The 20,010-nt window shown below is 71.9% G+C and carries 17 protein-coding genes and 1 pseudogene; 17 read left to right on the top strand and 1 reads right to left on the bottom strand.

Annotated features, from left to right (window positions below):
• The first annotated feature begins 1 nt into the window (after position 1).
• The 15 genes from ACIGQF_RS01965 to ACIGQF_RS01895 are packed head-to-tail and all read left to right on the top strand — an operon-like array spanning position 2 to position 18,545.
• Positions 2–2,197 (top strand): bi-domain-containing oxidoreductase, encoded by a 2,196-nt coding sequence (locus ACIGQF_RS01965; protein WP_399704180.1) that lies wholly within the window; start codon positions 2–4, stop codon positions 2,195–2,197.
• A complete protein-coding gene (locus tag ACIGQF_RS01960; RefSeq protein WP_399704178.1) occupies positions 2,194–4,170 on the top strand; it encodes an alginate lyase family protein in 1,977 nt (658 codons plus the stop codon). The genes ACIGQF_RS01965 and ACIGQF_RS01960 overlap by 4 nt, the downstream gene beginning before the upstream one ends.
• 8 nt (positions 4,171–4,178) lie before the next feature.
• Positions 4,179–5,717 (top strand): right-handed parallel beta-helix repeat-containing protein, encoded by a 1,539-nt coding sequence (locus ACIGQF_RS01955; protein WP_399704176.1) that lies wholly within the window; start codon positions 4,179–4,181, stop codon positions 5,715–5,717.
• Between the two features lies 1 nt (position 5,718).
• Complete coding sequence (locus ACIGQF_RS01950; protein WP_399704173.1) at positions 5,719–6,957, top strand: O-antigen ligase domain-containing protein; 1,239 nt, start codon at positions 5,719–5,721, stop codon at positions 6,955–6,957.
• Between the two features lie 2 nt (positions 6,958–6,959).
• Positions 6,960–8,165: a glycosyltransferase gene (locus tag ACIGQF_RS01945; protein WP_399704171.1), complete on the top strand. Its 1,206-nt coding sequence runs from the start codon at positions 6,960–6,962 to the stop codon at positions 8,163–8,165.
• On the top strand, positions 8,166–9,434 hold the full coding sequence (locus ACIGQF_RS01940; RefSeq protein ID WP_399704168.1) for a class I SAM-dependent methyltransferase: 1,269 nt from the start codon (positions 8,166–8,168) through the stop codon (positions 9,432–9,434).
• A complete protein-coding gene (locus ACIGQF_RS01935) occupies positions 9,431–10,225 on the top strand; it encodes a glucose-1-phosphate cytidylyltransferase (protein ID WP_399704166.1) in 795 nt (264 codons plus the stop codon). Before ACIGQF_RS01940 ends, ACIGQF_RS01935 begins: the two co-directional genes overlap by 4 nt.
• Positions 10,222–10,899, top strand: coding sequence for a PIG-L deacetylase family protein (locus ACIGQF_RS01930; protein ID WP_399704163.1), 678 nt, complete (start codon positions 10,222–10,224; stop codon positions 10,897–10,899). The genes ACIGQF_RS01935 and ACIGQF_RS01930 overlap by 4 nt, the downstream gene beginning before the upstream one ends.
• A gap of 3 nt (positions 10,900–10,902) precedes the next feature.
• Positions 10,903–11,928 carry an NAD-dependent epimerase/dehydratase family protein gene (locus tag ACIGQF_RS01925; protein WP_399704162.1) on the top strand — a complete coding sequence of 342 codons (1,026 nt, stop codon included), beginning with the start codon at positions 10,903–10,905 and terminating at the stop codon, positions 11,926–11,928.
• Entirely contained in the window at positions 11,916–13,199 is a 1,284-nt protein-coding gene (locus tag ACIGQF_RS01920; protein WP_399704159.1) for a DUF4910 domain-containing protein, read from the top strand. The genes ACIGQF_RS01925 and ACIGQF_RS01920 overlap by 13 nt, the downstream gene beginning before the upstream one ends.
• A gap of 5 nt (positions 13,200–13,204) precedes the next feature.
• Positions 13,205–14,512 carry a hypothetical protein gene (locus ACIGQF_RS01915; protein ID WP_399704758.1) on the top strand — a complete coding sequence of 436 codons (1,308 nt, stop codon included), beginning with the start codon at positions 13,205–13,207 and terminating at the stop codon, positions 14,510–14,512.
• Positions 14,509–15,459, top strand: a complete 951-nt coding sequence (locus tag ACIGQF_RS01910) for a glycosyltransferase family 2 protein (protein ID WP_399704158.1) — start codon at positions 14,509–14,511, stop codon at positions 15,457–15,459. Before ACIGQF_RS01915 ends, ACIGQF_RS01910 begins: the two co-directional genes overlap by 4 nt.
• Positions 15,459–16,664, top strand: a complete 1,206-nt coding sequence (locus ACIGQF_RS01905) for a polysaccharide pyruvyl transferase family protein (RefSeq protein WP_399704156.1) — start codon at positions 15,459–15,461, stop codon at positions 16,662–16,664. The genes ACIGQF_RS01910 and ACIGQF_RS01905 overlap by 1 nt, the downstream gene beginning before the upstream one ends.
• Positions 16,661–17,212, top strand: a complete 552-nt coding sequence (gene rfbC / locus ACIGQF_RS01900; RefSeq protein ID WP_399704153.1) for a dTDP-4-dehydrorhamnose 3,5-epimerase — start codon at positions 16,661–16,663, stop codon at positions 17,210–17,212. The genes ACIGQF_RS01905 and rfbC overlap by 4 nt, the downstream gene beginning before the upstream one ends.
• Positions 17,213–17,219: 7 nt before the next feature.
• The gene (locus ACIGQF_RS01895; protein ID WP_399704151.1) at positions 17,220–18,545 is read left to right on the top strand and encodes a glutamate-1-semialdehyde 2,1-aminomutase; all 1,326 of its coding nucleotides are present in this window, start codon (positions 17,220–17,222) and stop codon (positions 18,543–18,545) included.
• A 51-nt stretch (positions 18,546–18,596) separates the two neighbouring features.
• On the opposite strand, the gene ACIGQF_RS01890 is transcribed toward ACIGQF_RS01895, so the two are convergent.
• Complete coding sequence (locus ACIGQF_RS01890; RefSeq protein ID WP_399704149.1) at positions 18,597–19,295, bottom strand: phosphatase PAP2 family protein; 699 nt, start codon at positions 19,293–19,295, stop codon at positions 18,597–18,599.
• Between the two features lie 114 nt (positions 19,296–19,409).
• On the opposite strand from ACIGQF_RS01890, the pseudogene ACIGQF_RS01885 reads away from it, so the two are divergent.
• Both ACIGQF_RS01885 and ACIGQF_RS01880 read left to right on the top strand, forming a co-directional pair.
• A pseudogene (locus ACIGQF_RS01885) lies at positions 19,410–19,614 on the top strand (gas vesicle protein).
• Positions 19,615–19,663: 49 nt separating this feature from the next.
• Positions 19,664–19,969 carry a gas vesicle protein K gene (locus ACIGQF_RS01880; protein WP_399704146.1) on the top strand — a complete coding sequence of 102 codons (306 nt, stop codon included), beginning with the start codon at positions 19,664–19,666 and terminating at the stop codon, positions 19,967–19,969.
• The last annotated feature ends 41 nt before the right edge of the window (positions 19,970–20,010 follow it).

The following is a 20,010-nucleotide window of genomic DNA, read 5'->3' as shown; positions in this document are numbered from 1 at the left end:
GGTGAAGCAGGTTGTGCAGAACTACAAGAGCGGCGAGCTGACGGTGCTCGACGTGCCGGTGCCGGGGTGCAAGGCGGGCGGTGTGCTGGTCCGCAGCGCCTTCTCGCTGATATCCACCGGGACCGAGCTGATGAAGGTGTCCGAGGCCGGCATGTCGATGCTGGGCAAGGCCCGCTCCCGCCCCGACCAGGTGGCCAAGGTCATGCAGAGCGTGGCCACCAACGGGGTGCCCGCCACCTACCGCAAGGTGATGGGCAAGCTGGACTCCTACACGCCGCTGGGCTACTCGCTGTGCGGCGTGGTCGAGCAGGTCGGCGCCGGGATCGACGACGTGAAGGTCGGCGATCTCGTGGCCTGCGCCGGCAACGAGCACGCGTTGCACGCCGAGCTGAACTGGGTGCCGAAGAACCTCTACACCCCGGTGCCGGACGGCCTCGCGCCACGGCACGCGGCCTTCGGCACCGTCGGGTCGATCGCACTGCAGGGCGTCCGCCAGGGCGAGCCACAGCTCGGCGAAGTGGCCCTGGTCATCGGCCTCGGGCTGATCGGCCAGCTGGTGGTGCAGCTCCTCGCCGCCTCGGGAGTCCGTGTGGTCGGGGCCGACCCCGACCCGGTGCGCTGCGAGCTCGCCGAGCGGCTGGGCGCCGCGGCCTGCGGTGATCCCGCGTCCGCGACGGTGGAGACCGCCGTTGCCGAGCTCACCGGCGGGCACGGTGTGGACCAGGTGTATCTGGCCGCCGGCGGCGGCAGCAACCAGCCCGTCGAGCTGGCAGCGCGGCTCTGCCGGGACCGCGGCCGGGTCGTCGACATCGGCAAGTGCCGGCTGGACCTGCCGTGGAACGCGTACTACGAGAAGGAGCTGGACGTGCGGTTCTCCCGCTCGTACGGCCCCGGCCGCTACGACCCGGAGTACGAGCTCGAAGGGCGGGACTACCCGATCGGCTACGTGCGCTGGACCGAGCGGCGCAACCTGGCGTGCTTCCTCGATCTCGTCGCCCGCGGCCGCGTCGACGTCGAGCCCCTGATCTCCCACATCGCCGACTTCGACGACGCCGTCGAGACGTACCGGCGCCTGAAGGACGGCGAGTTGAAGGCCGTGGCCGTCCTGTTCCAGTACCCCGGACAGGAGAGGGAAACGGAGGCGGCGGGCGCTCCGACGGTGGCCGTGCCCGCGGTGGCTGTCTCCACTCGGAGCATGCGTCGGCGTCCGGCCCGCGCCGCCGACGCACCGCTGCGGCTGGCGTTCGTCGGCGCGGGCAACTACGCGACGTCGATGCTGCTGCCGCACCTCGCGCAGCGCGACGGCGTCGCGCTGTGGACCGTCGCCACCACGACGGCGCTCTCCGCGGCCAACGCGCAGCGGAAGTTCGGCTTCGCCCAGGCGACCACCGACCTCGACGCCGTGCTCGGCGACAAGACCATCGACGCGGTGTTCGTCGTCACCCGGCACAGCTCGCACGCCGAACTGACCCGTAAAGCGTTGCTGGCCGGCAAGGCGGTGTTCGTGGAGAAGCCGCTGGCCCTGACCGAGGACGAACTGTCCGGCGTCCTCGCGGCGGTGGAGGAGTCCGGCAACGACCGGCTGCAGGTGGGCTTCAACCGCCGGTTCGCACCGCTGCTGCAGGAGGCCAAGGAGCGCTTCGGTGCCCGGACCGGTCCGGCGAGCCTGCGCTACCTGGTCAACGCGGGCCGGCTGCAGCACGGCAGCTGGTACCTCCAGCAGGGCACCGAGGGCTCGCGGTTCGCCGGGGAGGGCGGGCACTTCATCGACACGGCGAGCTGGCTGCTCGACGCCGATCCGGTATCCGTGTACGCGGTCGCTCCGTCGGGCAACGAGGACCTCCAGGTCGTACTGCGCTACCCGGACGGGTCCACCGCCACCATCAGCTACGTCACCACCGGCGCGCCCGCCTTCCCCAAGGAGACGCTGGACCTGGTCGCGGACGGCAAGGTGCTGCGGCTCGACGACTTCGTCCGCGCCTCGGTGTACGGGCGCAAGCGGTGGGTCAGCTCCAGGCTGCCCAAGGCCCGGGACAAGGGCCAGAACGCCGAGCTGGCCGCGTTCATCAAGGCCGTGCGGACCGGTGGGCCGATGCCGGTGCCGCTGGAGTCGCTGGTCGCCACCACCGCGGCCACCCTCGCCGTGGAGACCGGTCTGGCCGCCGGTGCGCCGGTGACGTTGGAGCGGACGCGATGACCATGAGTGCGGGCTGGTACTTACGCCGCCTTTCCCGGATGGAACCGCGGGAGATCGGCGGCCGGGCGGTCGACGCGGTGCGCAGACGGCGGTGGAGGTCGTCGCTGCCGGACTGCCCGAGCGTGACCGGCGCCCGGTTCACCGCGGTCCTGCCCGCCGGGACGATGGCCGCGGTGCCACCGGACGCCGCGAAGCGTCTCCTCGCCGAGGCGGACCGGCTGCTGGCCGGGCACGCCGAATTCTTCGGTGTGGTCCGCGACGACCTGGTCGACCCGGACTGGTGGCGCGACCCGAAGACCGGCCGCCGGGCTCCGTGGGGCTACGCCTTCGACGTGCCGTACCGGAGCGAGGACGCGGTCGGGGACATCAAGCAGATCTGGGAGCCGTCCCGGCACCAGTACCTCACCGTGCTCGCCGCCGCCTACGCGCTCACCGGGGACGAGCGGTACGCCGAGCGCGTGGCCGGGCACCTGCGGTCGTGGTGGGCGGCCAACCCGCCGCTGCGCGGCGTGCACTGGATCAGCGGCATCGAGCTGGGCATCCGGCTGCTGTCCTGGGTGTGGATCCGCCGGCTGCTCGACGGCTGGCCGGGCGCGGCCGGGCTGTTCGAGGAGAACCCGGTGGCGCTGAACCAGATCTGGCACCACCAGCGCTGGCTGGCCGCCTTCCCCAGCCGGGGGTCCTCGGCGAACAATCACGTCATCGCCGAGGCCGCCGGGCAGTTCGCCGCGGCCTGCGCGTTCGATTGGTTCCCCGCCTCGGCGCGTTGGCGGGGCGGCGCGTTGCGGTCCCTGGAGCGGCACCTGCGCGGCAACACCTTCCTCTCCGGCCTCAACCGCGAGCTGGCCACCGAGTACCACGGCCTCGTGCTGGAACTCGGTCTGGCCGCGGTGGCCGAGGCGGATGCCGCCGGCGTGCCGGTCCCCGCGACGGTCCGACTGGTGCTGCTGCGGATGACCGACGCGCTCGCCGCCGTCGTGGACAGCCGGCTGCGGCCGCCGCGCCAGGGGGACGCGGACGACGGGCACGGTCTGGTCATGGACGGCGCGGGCACCGACCGCTGGGCCTCGCTGCTGGCCACCGGGGACGCCGTGTTCGGCCGTCTCGCCTGGTGGCCGGCGGTGACCGGCACTGATGTGCGTACGCCGCTGCTGGCCGCGCTCATCAAGCCCACTGCGTCGTCCGTGACCCGCCCGGCGAGCCGGCCGGCACACTTCGCCGACGCGGGGCTCACCGTCCTGCGCGGCCCGGGGGAGACGGGCGAGATCTGGTGCCGCTGCGACGGCGGTCCGCACGGCTTCCTGTCCATCGCCGCACATGCCCACGCCGACGCGCTGTCCGTGGAGGTCCGGCACGACGGGGTCGATGTGCTCGCCGACCCCGGGACGTACTGCTACCACGGGCAACCCGAGTGGCGGCAGTACTTCCGGTCGACCCTCGGCCACAACACGCTAGAGCTGGACGGCGCCGATCAGTCCGTGTCCGGCGGTCCGTTCCTGTGGACCCGGCATGCGCGCACTCGCGTCCTGGAGGCGGGCGCGGCCCGTTGGTCCGCCGAGCACGACGGCTACCAGGGCGCCGTGCACCGACGCCTGGTCGAACTCGCCGCATCGACGCGGGAGTTGAGTATCGTCGACGAGGTGCGCGGCCCGGGCCGCGACGTACGTCTGGCGTTCCACCTCGGCCCCGCGATCACCGCGCACCTGACGGGCGACCGAGCAGTGCTCACCTGGACCCTGGACGGCGAGGACCGCTCCGCGGAGCTGGAACTGCCCGGCGAGCTGAACTGGCGGGCGCACCGCGGCGAGACCGCGCCCTCCCCAAGCTCTCCGAGCAGGGGATACCCCATGCTGGGCTGGTACTCCGCCGGATTCGGGCGCAAGGAACCCACCACCACCCTGATCGGCACCGGCTTCACCGGCAGCGCTGTGCCGTCGGGGGAGTTCACCACCGTGCTCAGGTTTCACGGCTAGGGGCGCGCGTGAGGAGCAACAGACGGCACTGGGCGTGGGCGGCGGCGCCGTTGACGCTGGCCCTGCTGGCGACGGCCGGCTGTACGAGTACGCCGGAAGCGCCGGCGAAGGCGGTGGGAGCGCCGTCCCTGTCCGGGGCCTCGGCCACGCCCGTGGCACGGGTGTGCGCCAAGCCCGCGGCCGGGCCGGCGAAGGCACCGGCGGGCGCGGTGACGATCGACCCGGCAGTGGTCGGTGACCTGGCGGCGAAGGCCAAGAGCAGTCCGCCCGGCACCACGTTCTGGCTTCGACCCGGCAAGCACCGGCTCGACCCGGACCGCTACGCCCAGGTCATCCCCAAGGAGGGGGACCGCTACCTCGGTGCGCCGGGCGCGGTGCTCGACGGCCGGAAGACGAACCAGTACGCGTTCGGGGGCACCGCCCGCGACGTCACCCTCCGCTACCTGACCGTGCAGGGCTTCGTCGCGCCGCAGAACGAGGGCGTGGTCAACCACGACTCGGCCGACGGCTGGACGATCGAGCACGCCACGATCCAGCACAACTCCGGTGCCGGGCTGATGGCCGGTGACCGCCAGCGGGTCCGCGCCAGCTGCCTGCGCGACAACGGCCAGTACGGCATGAACGCGTACAAGTCCGGTGGTCGTCTCAGCGGCCTGGTGGTCGAGGGCAACGAGGTCGTGGGCAACAACACCGGCGACTGGGAGCGGCGGCGGAAGGGCTGCGGCTGTACCGGAGGCATCAAGTTCTGGGCCGTCAACGGCGCTGATGTGCGCGGCAACTGGGTGCACGACAACCGCGGCACCGGCTTGTGGGCGGACACCAACAACAACGACTTCCGCATCGAGAACAACGTGCTGGAGGCCAACGACGGTGCCGCGCTGATCTACGAGACCAGCTACAACGCGGTCATCCGGCACAACACGATCCGGCGGAACAACTGGGTCGAGGGCCGCAGGGCGGCCGACCGTGGCGACACCTTCCCGTTCGCCACCGTCTACCTCTCCGAGTCCGGCGGCGAACCACGGGTCCGGGCCCGCACCGACAGGATCGAGATCTACCGGAACGTACTGGAGAACAACTGGTCCGGAATAACCCTGTGGGAGAACGCCGACCGGTTCTGCAACAGCCCGGCCAACACCTCGTCCGGAGACTGCACACTGCTGGTGCGGGACACCGGCCGCTGCGCGAAGCCCGCGATCGACACCGCACCGCTCTACGCCGACTGCCGGTGGAAGACCCAGCGGGTGGACATCCACCACAACCGCTTCGTGCTCGACAAGTCCGTCGTCAAGTGCACGGTGAAGTGCGACCGCATGGCGGTGCTGGCCAACTACGGCACCTACCCGGACTGGTCGCCGTACCAGGGCGAGCGGGTGGCCGAGGCGATCACCGGCGAGCAGCGCAACCGCTGGCACGACAACGCCTACCTCGGACAGTGGCAGTTCGTCGCCCACGACCCGAGCCGCATACTCGATTCCGGGCAGTGGCAGAGCACGCCGTATCAGCAGGACGCGGGCAGCACCTTCGCCCCACGGGCCGGTGATTGAGATGGACCGGGACTCCGTGGGCACACCGAAGACCGTCGGGATCATCTGGGGGCTGCTGGTCCTCAACACACTCGGCTCCGCCGGGGCCGAGACCATCATCCCGATTCCCCGCTCCCTCATCCAGCTGGTCACCATGGGCGCGCTGGCCGTCGCGTTCTCGCTGGCGCTCGCGCTCAATCCCCGGCTGCGCATCCGAGCGAGCTCCTACTTGAGCCTGCTCACCCTGCTGCTGGTGACGAGCGTGCTCTCCAGTGCGCACCTGGAGTCCGGCTTCGGCGCGCTGTTCCGGTGCGCCCGGCTGGCTCTCTTCGTCGGCACACTGTGGCTGCTCAGCCGCTGGTGGGACGGCGGCCCGACGTTCGTCCGGCACCACATCCGGATGTACTTCGCGGTGCTCGGGTCGGTGGCCGCGGGGCTGGTCGTCTCACCGGGCACGGCCCTGCCCGAGCTCTACGGCGGACGCCTCGTCGGCGCGCTGTGGCCGCTCACGCCGCCGCAGATCGGCCAGTACGCCGCGGTGATCATCGGGCTTACGGTGCTCCTCCTGCTGGGCCGCCGGACCGACAAGGCCGGCGCTGCGGTGGTCATCGTGCCGTCACTCGTCCTGCTCGCGCTGACCCATACCCGGACGGCCACGGTCGGCCTGCTCATCGGGCTGGCGTTGGCGATCGGCTCGCTCCTCCTGACCAGCGCCGCGGCGCGCCGGTTCTTCAGCTGGGCGGTGCTGTGCGCCGTGGCGGCCGCGGTGGCGTTCAGCTCCGCGCTCCAGGCGTGGTTCCTGCGCGGCCAGAGCCAGGAGAACTTCTCCAACCTCACCGGCCGGGCCAAGGTCTGGGACGCCCTGCTGGCGGCGCCGCGGTCGACCGTGGAGCAGCTGTTCGGGGTGGGGCTGGGCGACAAGTCGTACGGCGGGCTGCCGATCGACAACAGCTGGCTGGCCGTTTACCAGGAACAGGGGCTGGCCGGTGTCGCCCTGGTGGCGGCGGTCATCATCGTGCTGGGCGGTGTCGCGCTGCTGCGGCCACCGTCGCTGTCGAGGGCCTGCGCGATCTTCCTGATCAGCTACTGCGCGATCGCGTCGTACACCGAGGCAGGCCTTGGCGACGCCTCGCCGTACCTGTTGCATCTGGCCGTCGCCGCCTCGCTGCTGGCGGCACCTGCCGCGGCCGGCCCCCTTTCCACGCCAGAAGGCCTTCGGCGACGCATGCCGCGACGGGCCCAGAGAGCGGAGGTGATCTGAGCATGCACGTCCTCGTGGTGCACAACCGCTACGCCTCGGCGCAGCCGAGCGGGGAGAACAAGGTCGTCGACCAGGAGGTGGCGCTGCTGCGCGCGGCCGGTCATCGGGTCGAGTTGTTCGAGCGGCGCAGTGACGACATCGCCGCCCGGTCCCTGGTGAGCAAGGCCGCCTTGCCGCTGCTCGTGCCGTGGAACCCGGCCGTACGCGCGGAACTCGCCACCCGGCTGCGCACCGAGCGCCCTGACATCGTCCACGTCCACAACGTCTTTCCGCTCCTGTCGCCCGCGGTCCTGGCCGCCTGCGCCGACGCCGGTGTGCCCGCCGTCGCCACGCTGCACAACTACACCCAGATCTGCCCGCCCGGCACGCTGCAACGGGACGGCCGGCCGTGCACCGAGTGCGTCGGGTCCACTCCGCTGCCCGCGGTCCGGCACGGCTGCTACCGCGGCTCCCGGCTGGCGACGGTGCCGCTCGCGGTCAGCCTCTCGGCCAACCGGCGGCGGTGGTGGTCCGGCGTGGCGCGGTTCCTCTGCATCTCCGCCGCGCAGCGCGAGGTCCTGGTGGGCGCCGGCATGCCGCCCGAGCGACTCGCGGTCAAGCACAACTTCGTGCCCGACCCGGAAGCCCGCCGAACGGGTCCCGGCGAGCACGTGCTCTACCTCGGCCGGCTCGCCGAGGCCAAGGGCGTACGGCAGCTCATGGCCGCGTGGGACGAGCTCGCCGCGGCCGGCGGCGTGGGCGTGCCGCTCGTGATCGCCGGTACCGGCCCGCTGGAGGGTGAGGTGACCGCCTGGGCCGCGGGCCGGGACGACGTGCGGTACGTCGGCCTGTACGACACGGCGGAGTGCCAGCAGGCCATCGCCCGGTCGGTCGCCGTGGTGGCTCCCTCGACGTGGCTGGAGGCGTTCGGCCTGGTGGTCGTGGAGGCGATGGCGGCCGGGGTCCCGGTCGTCGCCGCCGGTCACGGCGCCTTCGTCGAACTCGTCGACGACGGGGTGACCGGGCTGCTGCACCGGCCGGGCGAACCCGCCTCGCTCGCGTCCTGCATACGCCGGATCGCGGCCGAACCGGCCCGCAACCGGGAGCTGGGCCAGGCGGCCCGGCGCCGCTACGAACAGGGCTTCAGCCCGGCCGTCGGGCTGGAGCGCCTGGTGGATGAGTACCGCACCGCGATCGCGGGTCGGACGGAAACAATGGGGGGCAAGTAAATGACACGATGCCGACTCTGCGGCTCGGCGACACTGGCGAGCGTCGTCGATCTCGGTGCGACGCCACCATGTGAGAGCTTTCTCGCCGCGGACCAACTGGACACGGCGGAGCCGGCCTATCCGCTGCACCTGCGGGTCTGCACCGACTGCTGGCTTGCGCAGATCCCGCCGCTGATCAAGCCGGAGGAGACGTTCACGGAGTACGCGTATTTCTCCTCCTACTCGACCTCCTGGGTGGAGCACGCGCGTACGTTCGTCGACGACGCCGTACAGCGGGTGGGACTCGGACCCGACGCTTTCGTGGTGGAGGTCGCGAGCAACGACGGGTACCTGCTGAAGCACGTGGTGGACCGGGGGATCCGCTGCCTGGGCATCGAGCCGTCGGTGAACGTCGGCGCGGCGGCGCGGGACGCGGGCGTGCCCACGCGCACGGAGTTCCTGAGCCCGGACACCGGCTCGGCCGTCCGCGCCGAGCACGGCCCGGCGAATCTGGTCGTGGCCAACAACGTGTACGCGCACATCCCCGACGTCGTCGGGTTCACCCAGGGACTGCGCGCCCTGGTCGCCGACGACGGCTGGGTCTCCATCGAAGTGCAGCACCTGCTGACCCTGATCGAGGAGAACCAGTACGACACGATCTACCACGAACACTTCCAGTACTACACCGTCGCGTCCGCGATCCGGGCCCTCGCCAGCGGCGGACTCGCCGTCGTGGACGTCGAGCTGCTGCCCACGCACGGCGGTTCCATCCGGCTGTGGGCCCGCCCGGAGGCGGTGGCCGGGCAGCCGACACAGAGGGTGGTTGACGTGCTGGCCCGGGAGAAGGCCGCCGGGCTGCAGGAGCTGTCCGGGTACACCGAGTTCTCGGCACGGGTGGCCAAGGTGCGCCGCGACCTCCTCAAGTTCCTCATCGAGGCGGCCGAGCGCGGCGAGACGGTCGTCGGCTACGGCGCCCCGGGCAAGGGCAACACCCTGCTCAACCACTGCGGCATCCGGCCCGACCTGCTCGCGTACACGGTCGACCGCAACCCCTACAAGCACGGCAGGTTCACCCCGGGCACCCGCATCCCGATCCTGCCGCCCGAGCGGATCGCCGCCGACAAGCCGGACTACGTCCTCGTCCTGCCGTGGAACCTGCGGGACGAGCTGGTCGAGCAGCTCTCCTACGTGCACGAGTGGGGCGGCCGTCTTGTCTTTCCCATCCCTGAACTGAGCGTTGTCGAGCAGAGCGTTGCCGAGGCCGCGTCTCTGAAAGAGGTCACAGCATGAAGGTCGTACTGTTCTGCGGCGGCTACGGGATGCGGATGCGCGACGGCGCTTCCGACGACGTGCCCAAGCCGATGGCGATGGTCGGCCCGCGACCGCTGATCTGGCACGTCATGCGCTACTACGCGCACTTCGGGCACACCGAGTTCATCCTGTGCCTCGGGTACGGGGCCCACCACATCAAGGACTTCTTCCTCAACTACGAGGAGACGACGTCCAACGACTTCGTGCTGAGAGGCGGCCGGACCGAGCTGCTGTCCACCGACATCTCGGACTGGACGATCACGTTCGCGCAGACCGGCATCGAGTCACCGATCGGGGAGCGGCTGCGCCGGGTGCGGCACCACCTGGACGGCGACGAGATGTTCCTCGCCAACTACGCCGACGTGCTCACCGACGCGCCGCTGCCGGAGATGATCGACCGGTTCGCCCGGCGCGACGCCGGTGCGTCGATGATGGTCGTGCCACCGCAGTCCTCCTTCCACTGCGTGGACCTCGGCGAGGACGGCCTGGTGGGGGGCATCACCGCGGTGAGCGACATGCCCCTGTGGGAGAACGGCGGCTACTTCGTGCTCCGCCAGGAGGTCTTCGACCACATCCCGGAGAACGGGGACCTGGTCGCCGATGGATGCGCCCAACTGGCCAAGCGCGGAAGGCTGGTGGCACACCAGCACCGCGGCTTCTGGAAGCCGACCGACACCGTGAAGGAGAAGGCCGCGCTCGACGCCGCCTACGCCCGGGGCGACCGCCCGTGGGCCGTGTGGGAGCGGGACAACGCCGGGGTGAGCGCATGATCCGGCTCGGGGCCGGCCGCCCGGACCGCATCGTCGCGGTGGGCGCGCACTGCGACGACATCGCCATCGGCGCCGGCGGCACACTGCTGACGCTGTGTCTCGCGCGTCCGGGCATCCGCGTCGACGCACTGGTGCTCTCCGGTGGCGGCAGCGAACGGGAGCAGGAGGAGCGGGCCGCGCTCGCCGCCTTCTGCCCGGGCGCCGACCTGCGGCTGACCGTGCTCAAGCTGCCCGACGGCCGGCAGCGGGCGCACTGGGACGAGGCCAAGACCGCGGTCGAGGAACTGCGCGCGCAGACCGACCCGGATCTGATCCTGGCCCCGCGTACCGACGACGCGCACCAGGACCACCGCGACTTGGCGCAGCTGATACCCACCGCGTTCCGCGACCACCTCGTGCTCGGCTACGAGATCGTCAAGTGGGACGGCGATCTCGGCCGTATGGCGGCGTACCAACCGCTCTCGCCGGCGATCGCCGAACAGAAGGTGCGGCTGCTGGCGGAGCACTACCCCTCGCAGCGGCACCGGCCCTGGTACGACCGCGAGGCCTTCCTCGGTCTCGCGCGGATCCGCGGCATCGAATGCCACGAGCGGTACGCCGAGGCGTTCGCCGTCACCAAACTCACGCTCGATCTGGGCGCCCGCAACTCGGGCACCTTCAACCTGGGGGACTGAACCTTGCGCGTACTGCTCACCGGACACCAGGGCTACCTGGGCACCGTGATGGCCCCGGTCCTCACGGCCGCCGGACACGAGGTCGTCGGCCTGGACGCCGGCCTGTTCGCCGACTGCGTGCTGGGCGAGGCGCCCGCCGACCCCTCCGGGCACCAGATGGACCTGCGCGACGTCACGGCCGACCACGTGGCAGGGGTGGACGCCGTGATCCACCTGGCCGCGCTGTCCAACGACCCGCTGGGCTCGTTGGCGCCGGAGCTCACCTACGACATCAACCACCACGCGTCCGTACGCCTCGCCCGGCTGGCCCGCGAAGCCGGCGTGCGGCGCTTCCTGTACGCGTCCACCTGCTCGGTCTACGGCGCCGCCGGCGGCGACGACCTGGTGGGCGAGGACGCACCGCTGCGCCCCGTGACGCCGTACGCGGAGTCCAAGGTGCGGGTGGAGGACGACCTGCACGCACTGGCCGACGACGACTTCACCCCGGTCTCCATGCGCAACGCCACGGCCTTCGGCTACTCACCCCGGCTGCGCGCCGACATCGTGCTGAACAACCTGGTGGGCCACGCGCTCCTGTCCGGCGAGGTGCTGGTGCTCTCCGACGGCACCCCCTGGCGCCCGCTGGTGCACGCCGCCGACATCGCACGGGCCTTCACGGCCGCGCTGACCGCGCCGCGCGAAGCGGTGCACGGCCGGGCTTTCAACATCGGCAGCGAGGTCAACAACGTCACGGTCGCGGAGATCGCCGAGCAGGTCGCCGAGGCGGTGCCCGGCGCGAAGGTGCGGATCACCGGGGAGAACGGTGCCGATCCGCGCTCGTACCGGGTGGACTTCTCCCGGTTCCGCACCGCGATCCCCGGCTTCGACTGCGAGTGGACGGTGCAGCAGGGCGCGCTGGAACTGGCCGACGCCTATCGGAAACACGGGCTGACCCGGGAGGACTTCGAGCGACGCTTCACCCGCCTCGCCGTACTGCGCGCGGCCTCCGAGGCCGGTTCCGTCGACGACACCCTGCGGTGGCGGCGATGACCGCGGTCGGCGCGGAGATGCATGCTCTGGTGGAGCGGCTGTACCCGCTCTGCCGGAGCATCACCGGCGACGGTGTGCGTGCCACCCTGGACATCGTCAATGAGTACATCCCGTTGCAGGTGCACGAGGTGCCGACCGGGACGCAGGTGCTCGACTGGACGGTGCCGCAGGAGTGGAACATCCGGGACGCGTACATCGCCGACGCAGCCGGCAACCGGATCGTCGACTTCGCCGCGTCCAGCCTGCACGTGCTCGGCTACAGCGTGCCGGTGTCGCGGACCATGCCCCTTTCCGAGCTGCGCGACCATCTGCACACCCTTCCCGACCACCCGGCCTGGGTGCCGTACCGCACCAGCTACTACAAGCCGGAATGGGGGTTCTGCCTGGCCCAGGAGACCCTGGACGCGATGCCGGACGGCGAGTACGAGGTGCGCATCGACTCCACACTCGCGGACGGCCACCTCACCTACGCCGAGCACGTGGTCCCCGGCCAGGTCCCCGACGAGGTGATCGTCTCCTGCCACGTCTGCCACCCGTCGCTGGCCAACGACAACCTGGCGGGCATCGCGGTGGCGACGTTCCTGGCCCGCGCACTGGCGGAGACGACGCCGTACTACACCTACCGGTTCATCTACGCGCCCGGCACCATCGGAGCGATCACCTGGCTGGCCCGCAACGCGGAGCGGATCGGCCAGGTGAAGCACGGGCTCGTGCTGGCCTGCGCCGGAGACCCGGGGCAACTCACGTACAAGCAGAGCAGGCGCGGCGACGCGGAGATCGACCGGGTGCTGCGGCATGTGCTGACCGCGTCCGAACGCCCGCACCGGACAACCGAGTTCACTCCGTACGGCTACGACGAGCGGCAGTACTGCTCGCCCGGTTTCGACCTCGGCGTGGGCTCGCTCACCCGGACCCCGTACGCGAGCTACCCCGAGTACCACACCTCCGCGGACAACCCGGACTTCGTCTCCCCGGAGGCGATGGCGGACACGCTCGCCGTCTGCCGCGAGGCGTTCGCCGTCCTCGACCGCAACCGGCGGTACCTCAACCTCAGCCCCTACGGCGAACCGCAGCTGGGCCGGCGCGGGCTGTACGACGCGCTCGGCGGCCGCAGCGACACCAAGCAGGCCCAGATGGCCATGCTCTGGGTGCTCAACCTCTCCGACGGCGAACACAGTCTGCTGGACGTCGCCGAGCGGTCCGGGCTGCCCTTCGACACCGTCGCCGACGCCGCCGGCGCCCTGCACGGCGCAGGGCTGATCAAGGCATGAAGCCGATGACCACCGAGGGGGAGAATCCGCAGCCGGCGGCGACCGCGGCGCCGCCGGCCGGGGCCGCCAAACGGGCCCTCGTCGGCCGGCTGTCCTGGGGGCTGGCCGACCAGGCGGCCTCCAGCATGTCCAACTTCGTGGTGGGCATCTACGTGGCCCGCTCGCTGGGGGTGACCGCGTTCGGTGTGTTCAGCCTCGCCTGGGTGACCTACGGCGTGGTGCTCAACGTCTCCCGCGGGCTGGCCACCGACCCGCTCGTGGTGCGCTTCAGCGGCGTGCCGGAAGCGTCCTGGCGCCAGGCCGTGGCCCGGTCGTCGGGCACCGCGCTCGGCGTCGGTGCCGCCATCGGCGCGGCGTGCCTGGTGGCCGGCCTCGCTCTCGGCGGCAGCGTGGGGCCCGCGTTCGCCTGCCTCGGCGTCGTACTGCCGGGGCTGCTGCTCCAGGACGCCTGGCGGTTCGCGTTCTTCGCCGCAGGCACCGGGCGCAAGGCGTTCGTCAACGACCTAGTGTGGGGCGTCGCGCTCGTCCCGGCCATGGTCGTGGCGGCCCGCGTGGGCAGTGTGGCCGCCTTCGTGCTGGCCTGGGGCGCGTCCGCCGCGGTGGCCGCCGCGTACGGCTGCCTCCAGTCCGGCATCCGGCCCCGGCTGTCCGGAGCGCGCGGGTGGCTTCGCGAGCAGCGCGACCTCGGCTACCGGTACCTGGTCGAGAACGTCAGCCTCAGCGGCGCGAGCCAGCTGCGCGCTTACGGGCTCGGCGCGATCGTCGGAGTCGGCGCGGTGGGGGCGGTGCGGGGCGCCGAGCTGCTGCTCGGCCCCTTCCTCGCCGTGCTGATGGGGCTGTCGCTGGTCACCGTCCCGGAGGCGGCACGCGTGCTGCGGCAGGCCCCGCACCGCCTCGGCAGGTTCTGCCTCCTGCTGGGCGGCGGACAGGCCGCCGCCGCGCTGCTCTGGGGCGGGGCGCTGCTGCTGATGCCGGACCGGCTCGGCGCACTCGTGCTCGGCGACGTCTGGCACTCCGCGGCACAGCTCATCGTGCCGATCACTCTCGGCGTCGCGGGCGCGGGGCTCGGCACCGGAGCTGCGGCCGGGCTGCGCGCGCTCGGCGCGGCCCGGCGCAGCCTGCGCTGCCAGTTGTTCGCCTCCGCCTGTTACGTCGGCGGCGGGCTCGGCGGGGCGGTCGCGGCCGGCACGGTCGGCTCGGCCTGGGGCGTCGCCGCCGCGACCGTCGGCGGCTCGGCCGTGTGGTGGCTGCAACTGCGGTACGCGCTGCGCGAGCACCACCACAACCCCATCTCCGAAGTGAGGACCTCATGACCGCCCGCCCCAGGCTGAGCATCGGCCTGCCCGTGTACAACGGCGAGGAGTACCTCGCCGAGTCCCTCGACGCGCTGCTCGGCCAGACCTACGAGGACTTCGAACTCGTCATCTCCGACAACGCCTCGACCGACGGCACCCAGGACATCTGCCGCAAGTACGCCGCGCAGGACTCACGCATCCGGTACCTCCGGCTGCACCGCAACATCGGCGCCACGCCGAACCACAACCGGGTGTTCGCCGAGTCCCGCGGCGAGCTGTTCAAGTGGGCCTCGCACGACGATCTGTACGGCCGTGACCTGCTGCGGCGCTGCGTGGAGGCGCTGGACGAGCGGCCGGACGTGATCCTCGCACACACCGGCCAGGCAGTCATCGACGGCGACGGCCGGGTGAAGGTCCCCTACGAGTACGGGCTCGCCACCGACTCGCCGCACCCGCCCGAGCGGTTCCGCAGTCTGCTGTTCGAGCCGGGCGGTGACGACTTCTACGGGGTGATGCGGGCCGATGTGCTGCGCCGGGTGAAGCCGATGGACAGCTACCACCACGCGGACCGCACGTACGTCGCCGAGATCACCCTGCACGGGGCCTTCCACCAGGTGCCGGAGCTGTTGTACTTCCGCCGCGACCACCCCACCCGGGCCGAGCGGGCGAACCCGTCCAAGCGCTCCCGGTGCGTCAACCTGGACCCCCGCCGGGCCGGCCCGCTGCACCCGACACCCCGGCTGCTCGCCGAGTACATCTGGGGCTTCGCCTCGGCGATCCGGCGGGCGCCGCTGTCCGCGGCCGACCGGCGCGCGTGCCACCGCCACCTGGCCGCGTGGCTGACCAGCCGGGTCCGGCCGGGCGGCGCGGGCGAGCGGGTCGAGGACCGCGCGCCGGTCGATCCGGAGCTGCTCAGCGTGTCCGTGGACGCGATCGTGGCCGGACGCGAGGGGAGGCGGGGATGATGTCCCCGAGAAGACCCCCGGTACGCGTCGGGGTGTTCGGCCTGCTCGGCTCCGGCAACCTCGGCAACGACGGGTCGCTCGAAGCCGTACTCGGATACCTCCGCGCCCAGCACCCCAAGGCGGTCGTGGACGCGCTGTGCGGCGGACCCGAGGCCGTGAGGGCCCGGTACGGGATTCCCTCGACGCGGCTGCACTGGAACCGCGGCGAGTACCGGACCGCGTCGCGTGCGGCCGCGATCGCGGCGAAGGGCCTTGGCAAACTCGTCGATGTCTTCCGCACCGCCGCCTGGGTGCGCCGGCACGACGTCGTGATCGTGCCGGGCATGGGCGTCCTGGAGGCCACACTGCCGCTGCGGCCGTGGGGCTTCCCGTACTCGCTGTTCCTACTGTGTGCCAGTGGGCGGCTGCTCGGCACGCGGGTCGCACTGGTCGGTGTCGGCGCCGCCCCGATCGGCAACCGGGCGACCCGGACCCTGGTGCGCTGGTCTGCACGCCTTGCCGCGTACCGCTCGTACCGGGACGGCCTGTCCCGCGACGCGATGCGGGCAATGGGCGTGGACACCGCACGCGACGAGGTCCATCCGGACCTGGCATTCGCCCTGCCGACGCCGCAGGCGGGCACACCCGATGGCCCGCCGGGCGGTCCGGTCTGCGTCGGCGTCATGGACTTCCACGGTGGCGACGACGACCGCGCCCGCGCCGACGAGATACACCGGCGCTACCTCGACGGGACAACTCGGCTCGTCCGCGCACTGGTCGAGGAAGGCCGGCCGGTCCGGCTGCTCACCGGTGACGAGTGCGACGGGCCGGTGGTCGACGCGATCCTCGACGCGGTGGACTCGCCGCTGGTCACCGCGGCCGGGGCGGCCTCGCTGACCGACCTGATGAAGGAGACGGCGGCCGCCGACACCGTGGTCGCGACCCGGTACCACAACCTGATCTGCGCGCTGAAGGTCGGCACTCCCACGCTCGCGCTCAGCTATGCGGCGAAGAGCCACGCGCTCATGGACCGGATGGGCCTTGGCGCGTACTGCCACCCGGCGCGCGAGGTCGACGCCGACCGGCTGCTCGGACAGTTCCGTGCGCTGGAGAAGCGATCGGCGGAACTGCGGCGGATTCTCGTCGAACGCAACCAGCTCGCCGCCCGACAACTCGACGACCAGTTCAGCGCCTTGACCAGGGCCCTGTTCCAGGAGGCTCCATGAAAGCGAACGAAGTCCCGGCAATCGCCGGCGCGTACCTCTTCGAGCCGACGCCGTACGCCGACGAGCGCGGCTTCTTCTGCCGCACCTTCGACACCGATGTGATCCGCTCGGTGGGACTCGACCCGTACGCCTTCGTCCAGGACAGCGTCTCCCGCTCGGTCCGGGGCGTACTGCGCGGCCTGCACCTGCGCTCCGGCGCGGGCGAGGCCAAGCTCGTGCGGTGCTCGTACGGGCGGATCTTCGACGTCGTCGTCGACCTGAGGCCCGACTCGCCGACCTACCGCAACGTGGCCTCCTTCGACCTGTCCGGCGAGACGCAGGTGACCCTGTACATCCCGGCGGGCTGCGCGCACGGCTTCCAGGCGCTCACCGAAACCGCCGACACCTCGTACCGGATCGACCGTCCGCACGATCCGGCCGAGGACGTGACGATCGCCTACGACGACCCGGAACTCGCCATCCCCTGGCCGCTGCCGGTCACCTCGATGTCCCAGCGGGACCGGGAGGCGCCGAACCTCGCCGAGGCCCTGAAGCAGAAGGAGAGCTGAAGTCACCATGGACTCCGAAGAGTTCCCCCTGCCCCGGTCCCAGGCGGCCAACGAGCGGCTGCACGCCCTGATCCCCGGCGGCGCGCACACCTACGCCAAGGGCGACGACCAGTACCCCGAGAACCTCGCCCCGGTCATCAGCCACGGCCGCGGCGCCCACGTGTGGGACGTCGACGGGAACCGCTACATCGAGTACGGGTCCGGCCTGCGGTCGGTCAGCCTCGGCCACGCCCACCCGCGCGTGACCGAGGCGGTGCGCCGCGAACTCGACCGCGGCAGCAACTTCGTCCGCCCGTCCATCGTGGAGGCCGACGCAGCGGAACGCTTCCTTGCCACCGTCCCGACCGCCGAGATGGTGAAGTTCGCGAAGAACGGCTCCGACGCCACCACCGCCGCGGTGCGCCTCGCCCGCGCCGTCACCGGCCGCCCGCGGGTGGCGCTCTGCGGCGACCACCCCTTCTTCTCGACCGATGACTGGTTCATCGGCACCACACCGATGGCCGCCGGCATTCCGGCGCCGACCACCGACCTCACGGTGGCGTTCCCGTACGGGGACCTGGCCGCGACGGAGGAACTGCTCACCCGTTACGCCGGTGAGATCGCCTGCCTGATCCTCGAACCCGCCACCCACACCGAGCCCCCGCCCGGATACCTCGCGGGCCTGCGCGAGCTGGCCGACCGGCACGGCTGCGTGCTGGTCTTCGACGAGATGATCACCGGCTTCCGCTGGTCCGAGGCGGGCGCCCAGGGGCTGTACGGCGTCGTCCCCGACCTCTCCACCTTCGGCAAGGCGCTGGGCAACGGATTCGCCGTCGCCGCACTGGCCGGGCGCCGTGAACTGATGGAGCGGGGCGGGCTGCGTCACTCCGCCGACCGCGTGTTCCTTCTCTCCACCACGCACGGTGCGGAGACGCACTCCCTGGCCGCAGCGATGGCCGTGCAGACCACGTACGCCGAGGAAGGCGTCACCGCGCGGCTGCACGCCCTCGGGGAGCGGCTGGCCGCCGGTGTCCGCGACGCCGCGGCGAGCATGGGCGTCGGCGACCACGTCGTCGTCCGCGGCCGGGCCAGCAACCTCGTCTTCGCCACCCTCGACGAGAGCGGGCAGCCGTCGCAGCAGTACCGCACCCTGTTCCTGCGCCGACTGCTGACGGGCGGAGTCCTCGCCCCGTCGTTCGTGGTGAGCAGCGCGCTCGACGAAGCCGACATCGACCACACCGTCGACGTGGTGGCCCAGGCCTGCGCGGTGTACCGGAAGGCGCTGGACGCCGGGGACCCCACGCCCTGGCTGGCCGGGCGACCGGTGAAGCCGGTGTTCCGCCGCTCGGTGTGACGGGGCGGGGCGTCACCTGACAGGGCGTGCATGACGTGATGCGACGTGGCGTCAGCGACGCTCCCGCCGGCTGACGCCGGCCCTCCGGTCGACCAGCCACGCGGTCGCTGGGATCACCGTCAGCGCGGTGCACCAGCCGCCGAGGGCGTCGGTCGGGTAGTGGGCGCCCAGGGCGACCTGCGCCCACCCCATCGCGGTGCCGGCCACCAGCGCCGCGGCGAGCACGAGCGACGCACCGGCCGTCCTGCCGAGGCCGAGCCGACCGGCCGCGAGCAGCGCCACGGCAAGGGCGAACGCGGTGAAGAAGGCGGTGTGTCCGCTCGGGTAGGACAGGTTGTCCGCGCCGTGGATGGTGCGGCCCACCAGGGGCTTGAGCAGCGTCGTCGCCCCCACGGTGACCCCGGTCCCGGCAACGACGAACACCGCCGCGCGTGGCCGGCGAAGCAGCAGGCAGCCCGTCACTGCGGCCACCACCAGCGCCGCCGCCCCGGCAGGCTCCCCCAGAAAGTCCGTGGCCAGAGCGATGTACCGCCACGGCGGCCGCACACTGTCCGCCGTCGGCCGGACGATCCACCGGTCCACCCTGCCGGGCTCGCTGTGCCCGGCGTACAGGACCCCGAGCACCACGACCACCACCGCGGCGAGGGCCGCGATCGTCCCGAGCCGTGCGCGCAGCGACGGGGGCAGCACCGCGGGCGCCACGACAGCGGGCCGCCCGGCCTCCCGGTCCGCTCCTGCCGGACGATCCAATGCGAGCCCCCTTGTTCCGCAGCGTCCCCGAAGCCGGGTCCATCATCCACCCGGCCGGCCCCATCATTGGGCCGGCGGCGGTGCCGGCCGGGCAGGTGTGCCCAGGATTTTCGGGTGCAGGGCCTCCACTGCTGCTCCGGGCCCCTCGGCGTCCCGCTCGTCGACCTGCTGGACCGCGTACTGGCCACCGGCGTCGTCGTCAGCGGCGATGTGGTCATCGCCATTGCGGACGTACCCCGGGTACGTCTCTCTCCGCGCACTGCTGTCTTCGGTCAGCGAGCGGGTGCCCGCGCCGTGGCCGGACGGAGGCCCCCTGTGACGGAGCGCGCCGTACGGAGCGATACGGGGATCCACGACCAGATCGACGAATGGACGACCCATCGGTCCGACGACAGGTTCGACATCGACATCGACCGCGACATCGACCGCGACAAGTCGGCCGTGGCCTGGTCGCGTTGGTACTCACCGTGGTGGAACCGCTGCGGCAGTTGATGGAACGGCAGGCGATCCGCCTGTGGAGCACGGGGCCTCAGCGACGCACAGGTGGACCGGATCGGGAGACGCTCATGCTGCTCGACGAGCGGATTTCCGACCTGTGCGATCAGCACGGCCTGCGCCTCGAAGATCTCAACCTCGACCTCGGTCCACCGGGGTCCCTGCTGCCCCGCGACTGAAGACCGTCCACCGGTTCCACCGGTCTGCCATGCGCAGTCGA

It is taken from the genome of Streptomyces sp. NPDC053560 (assembly GCF_044544605.1).
In the GTDB taxonomy this organism is placed as follows: domain Bacteria; phylum Actinomycetota; class Actinomycetes; order Streptomycetales; family Streptomycetaceae; genus Streptomyces.
Note: the sequence above shows the minus strand (reverse complement) of the source record. Positions and strands in the feature narration are given on the sequence as shown.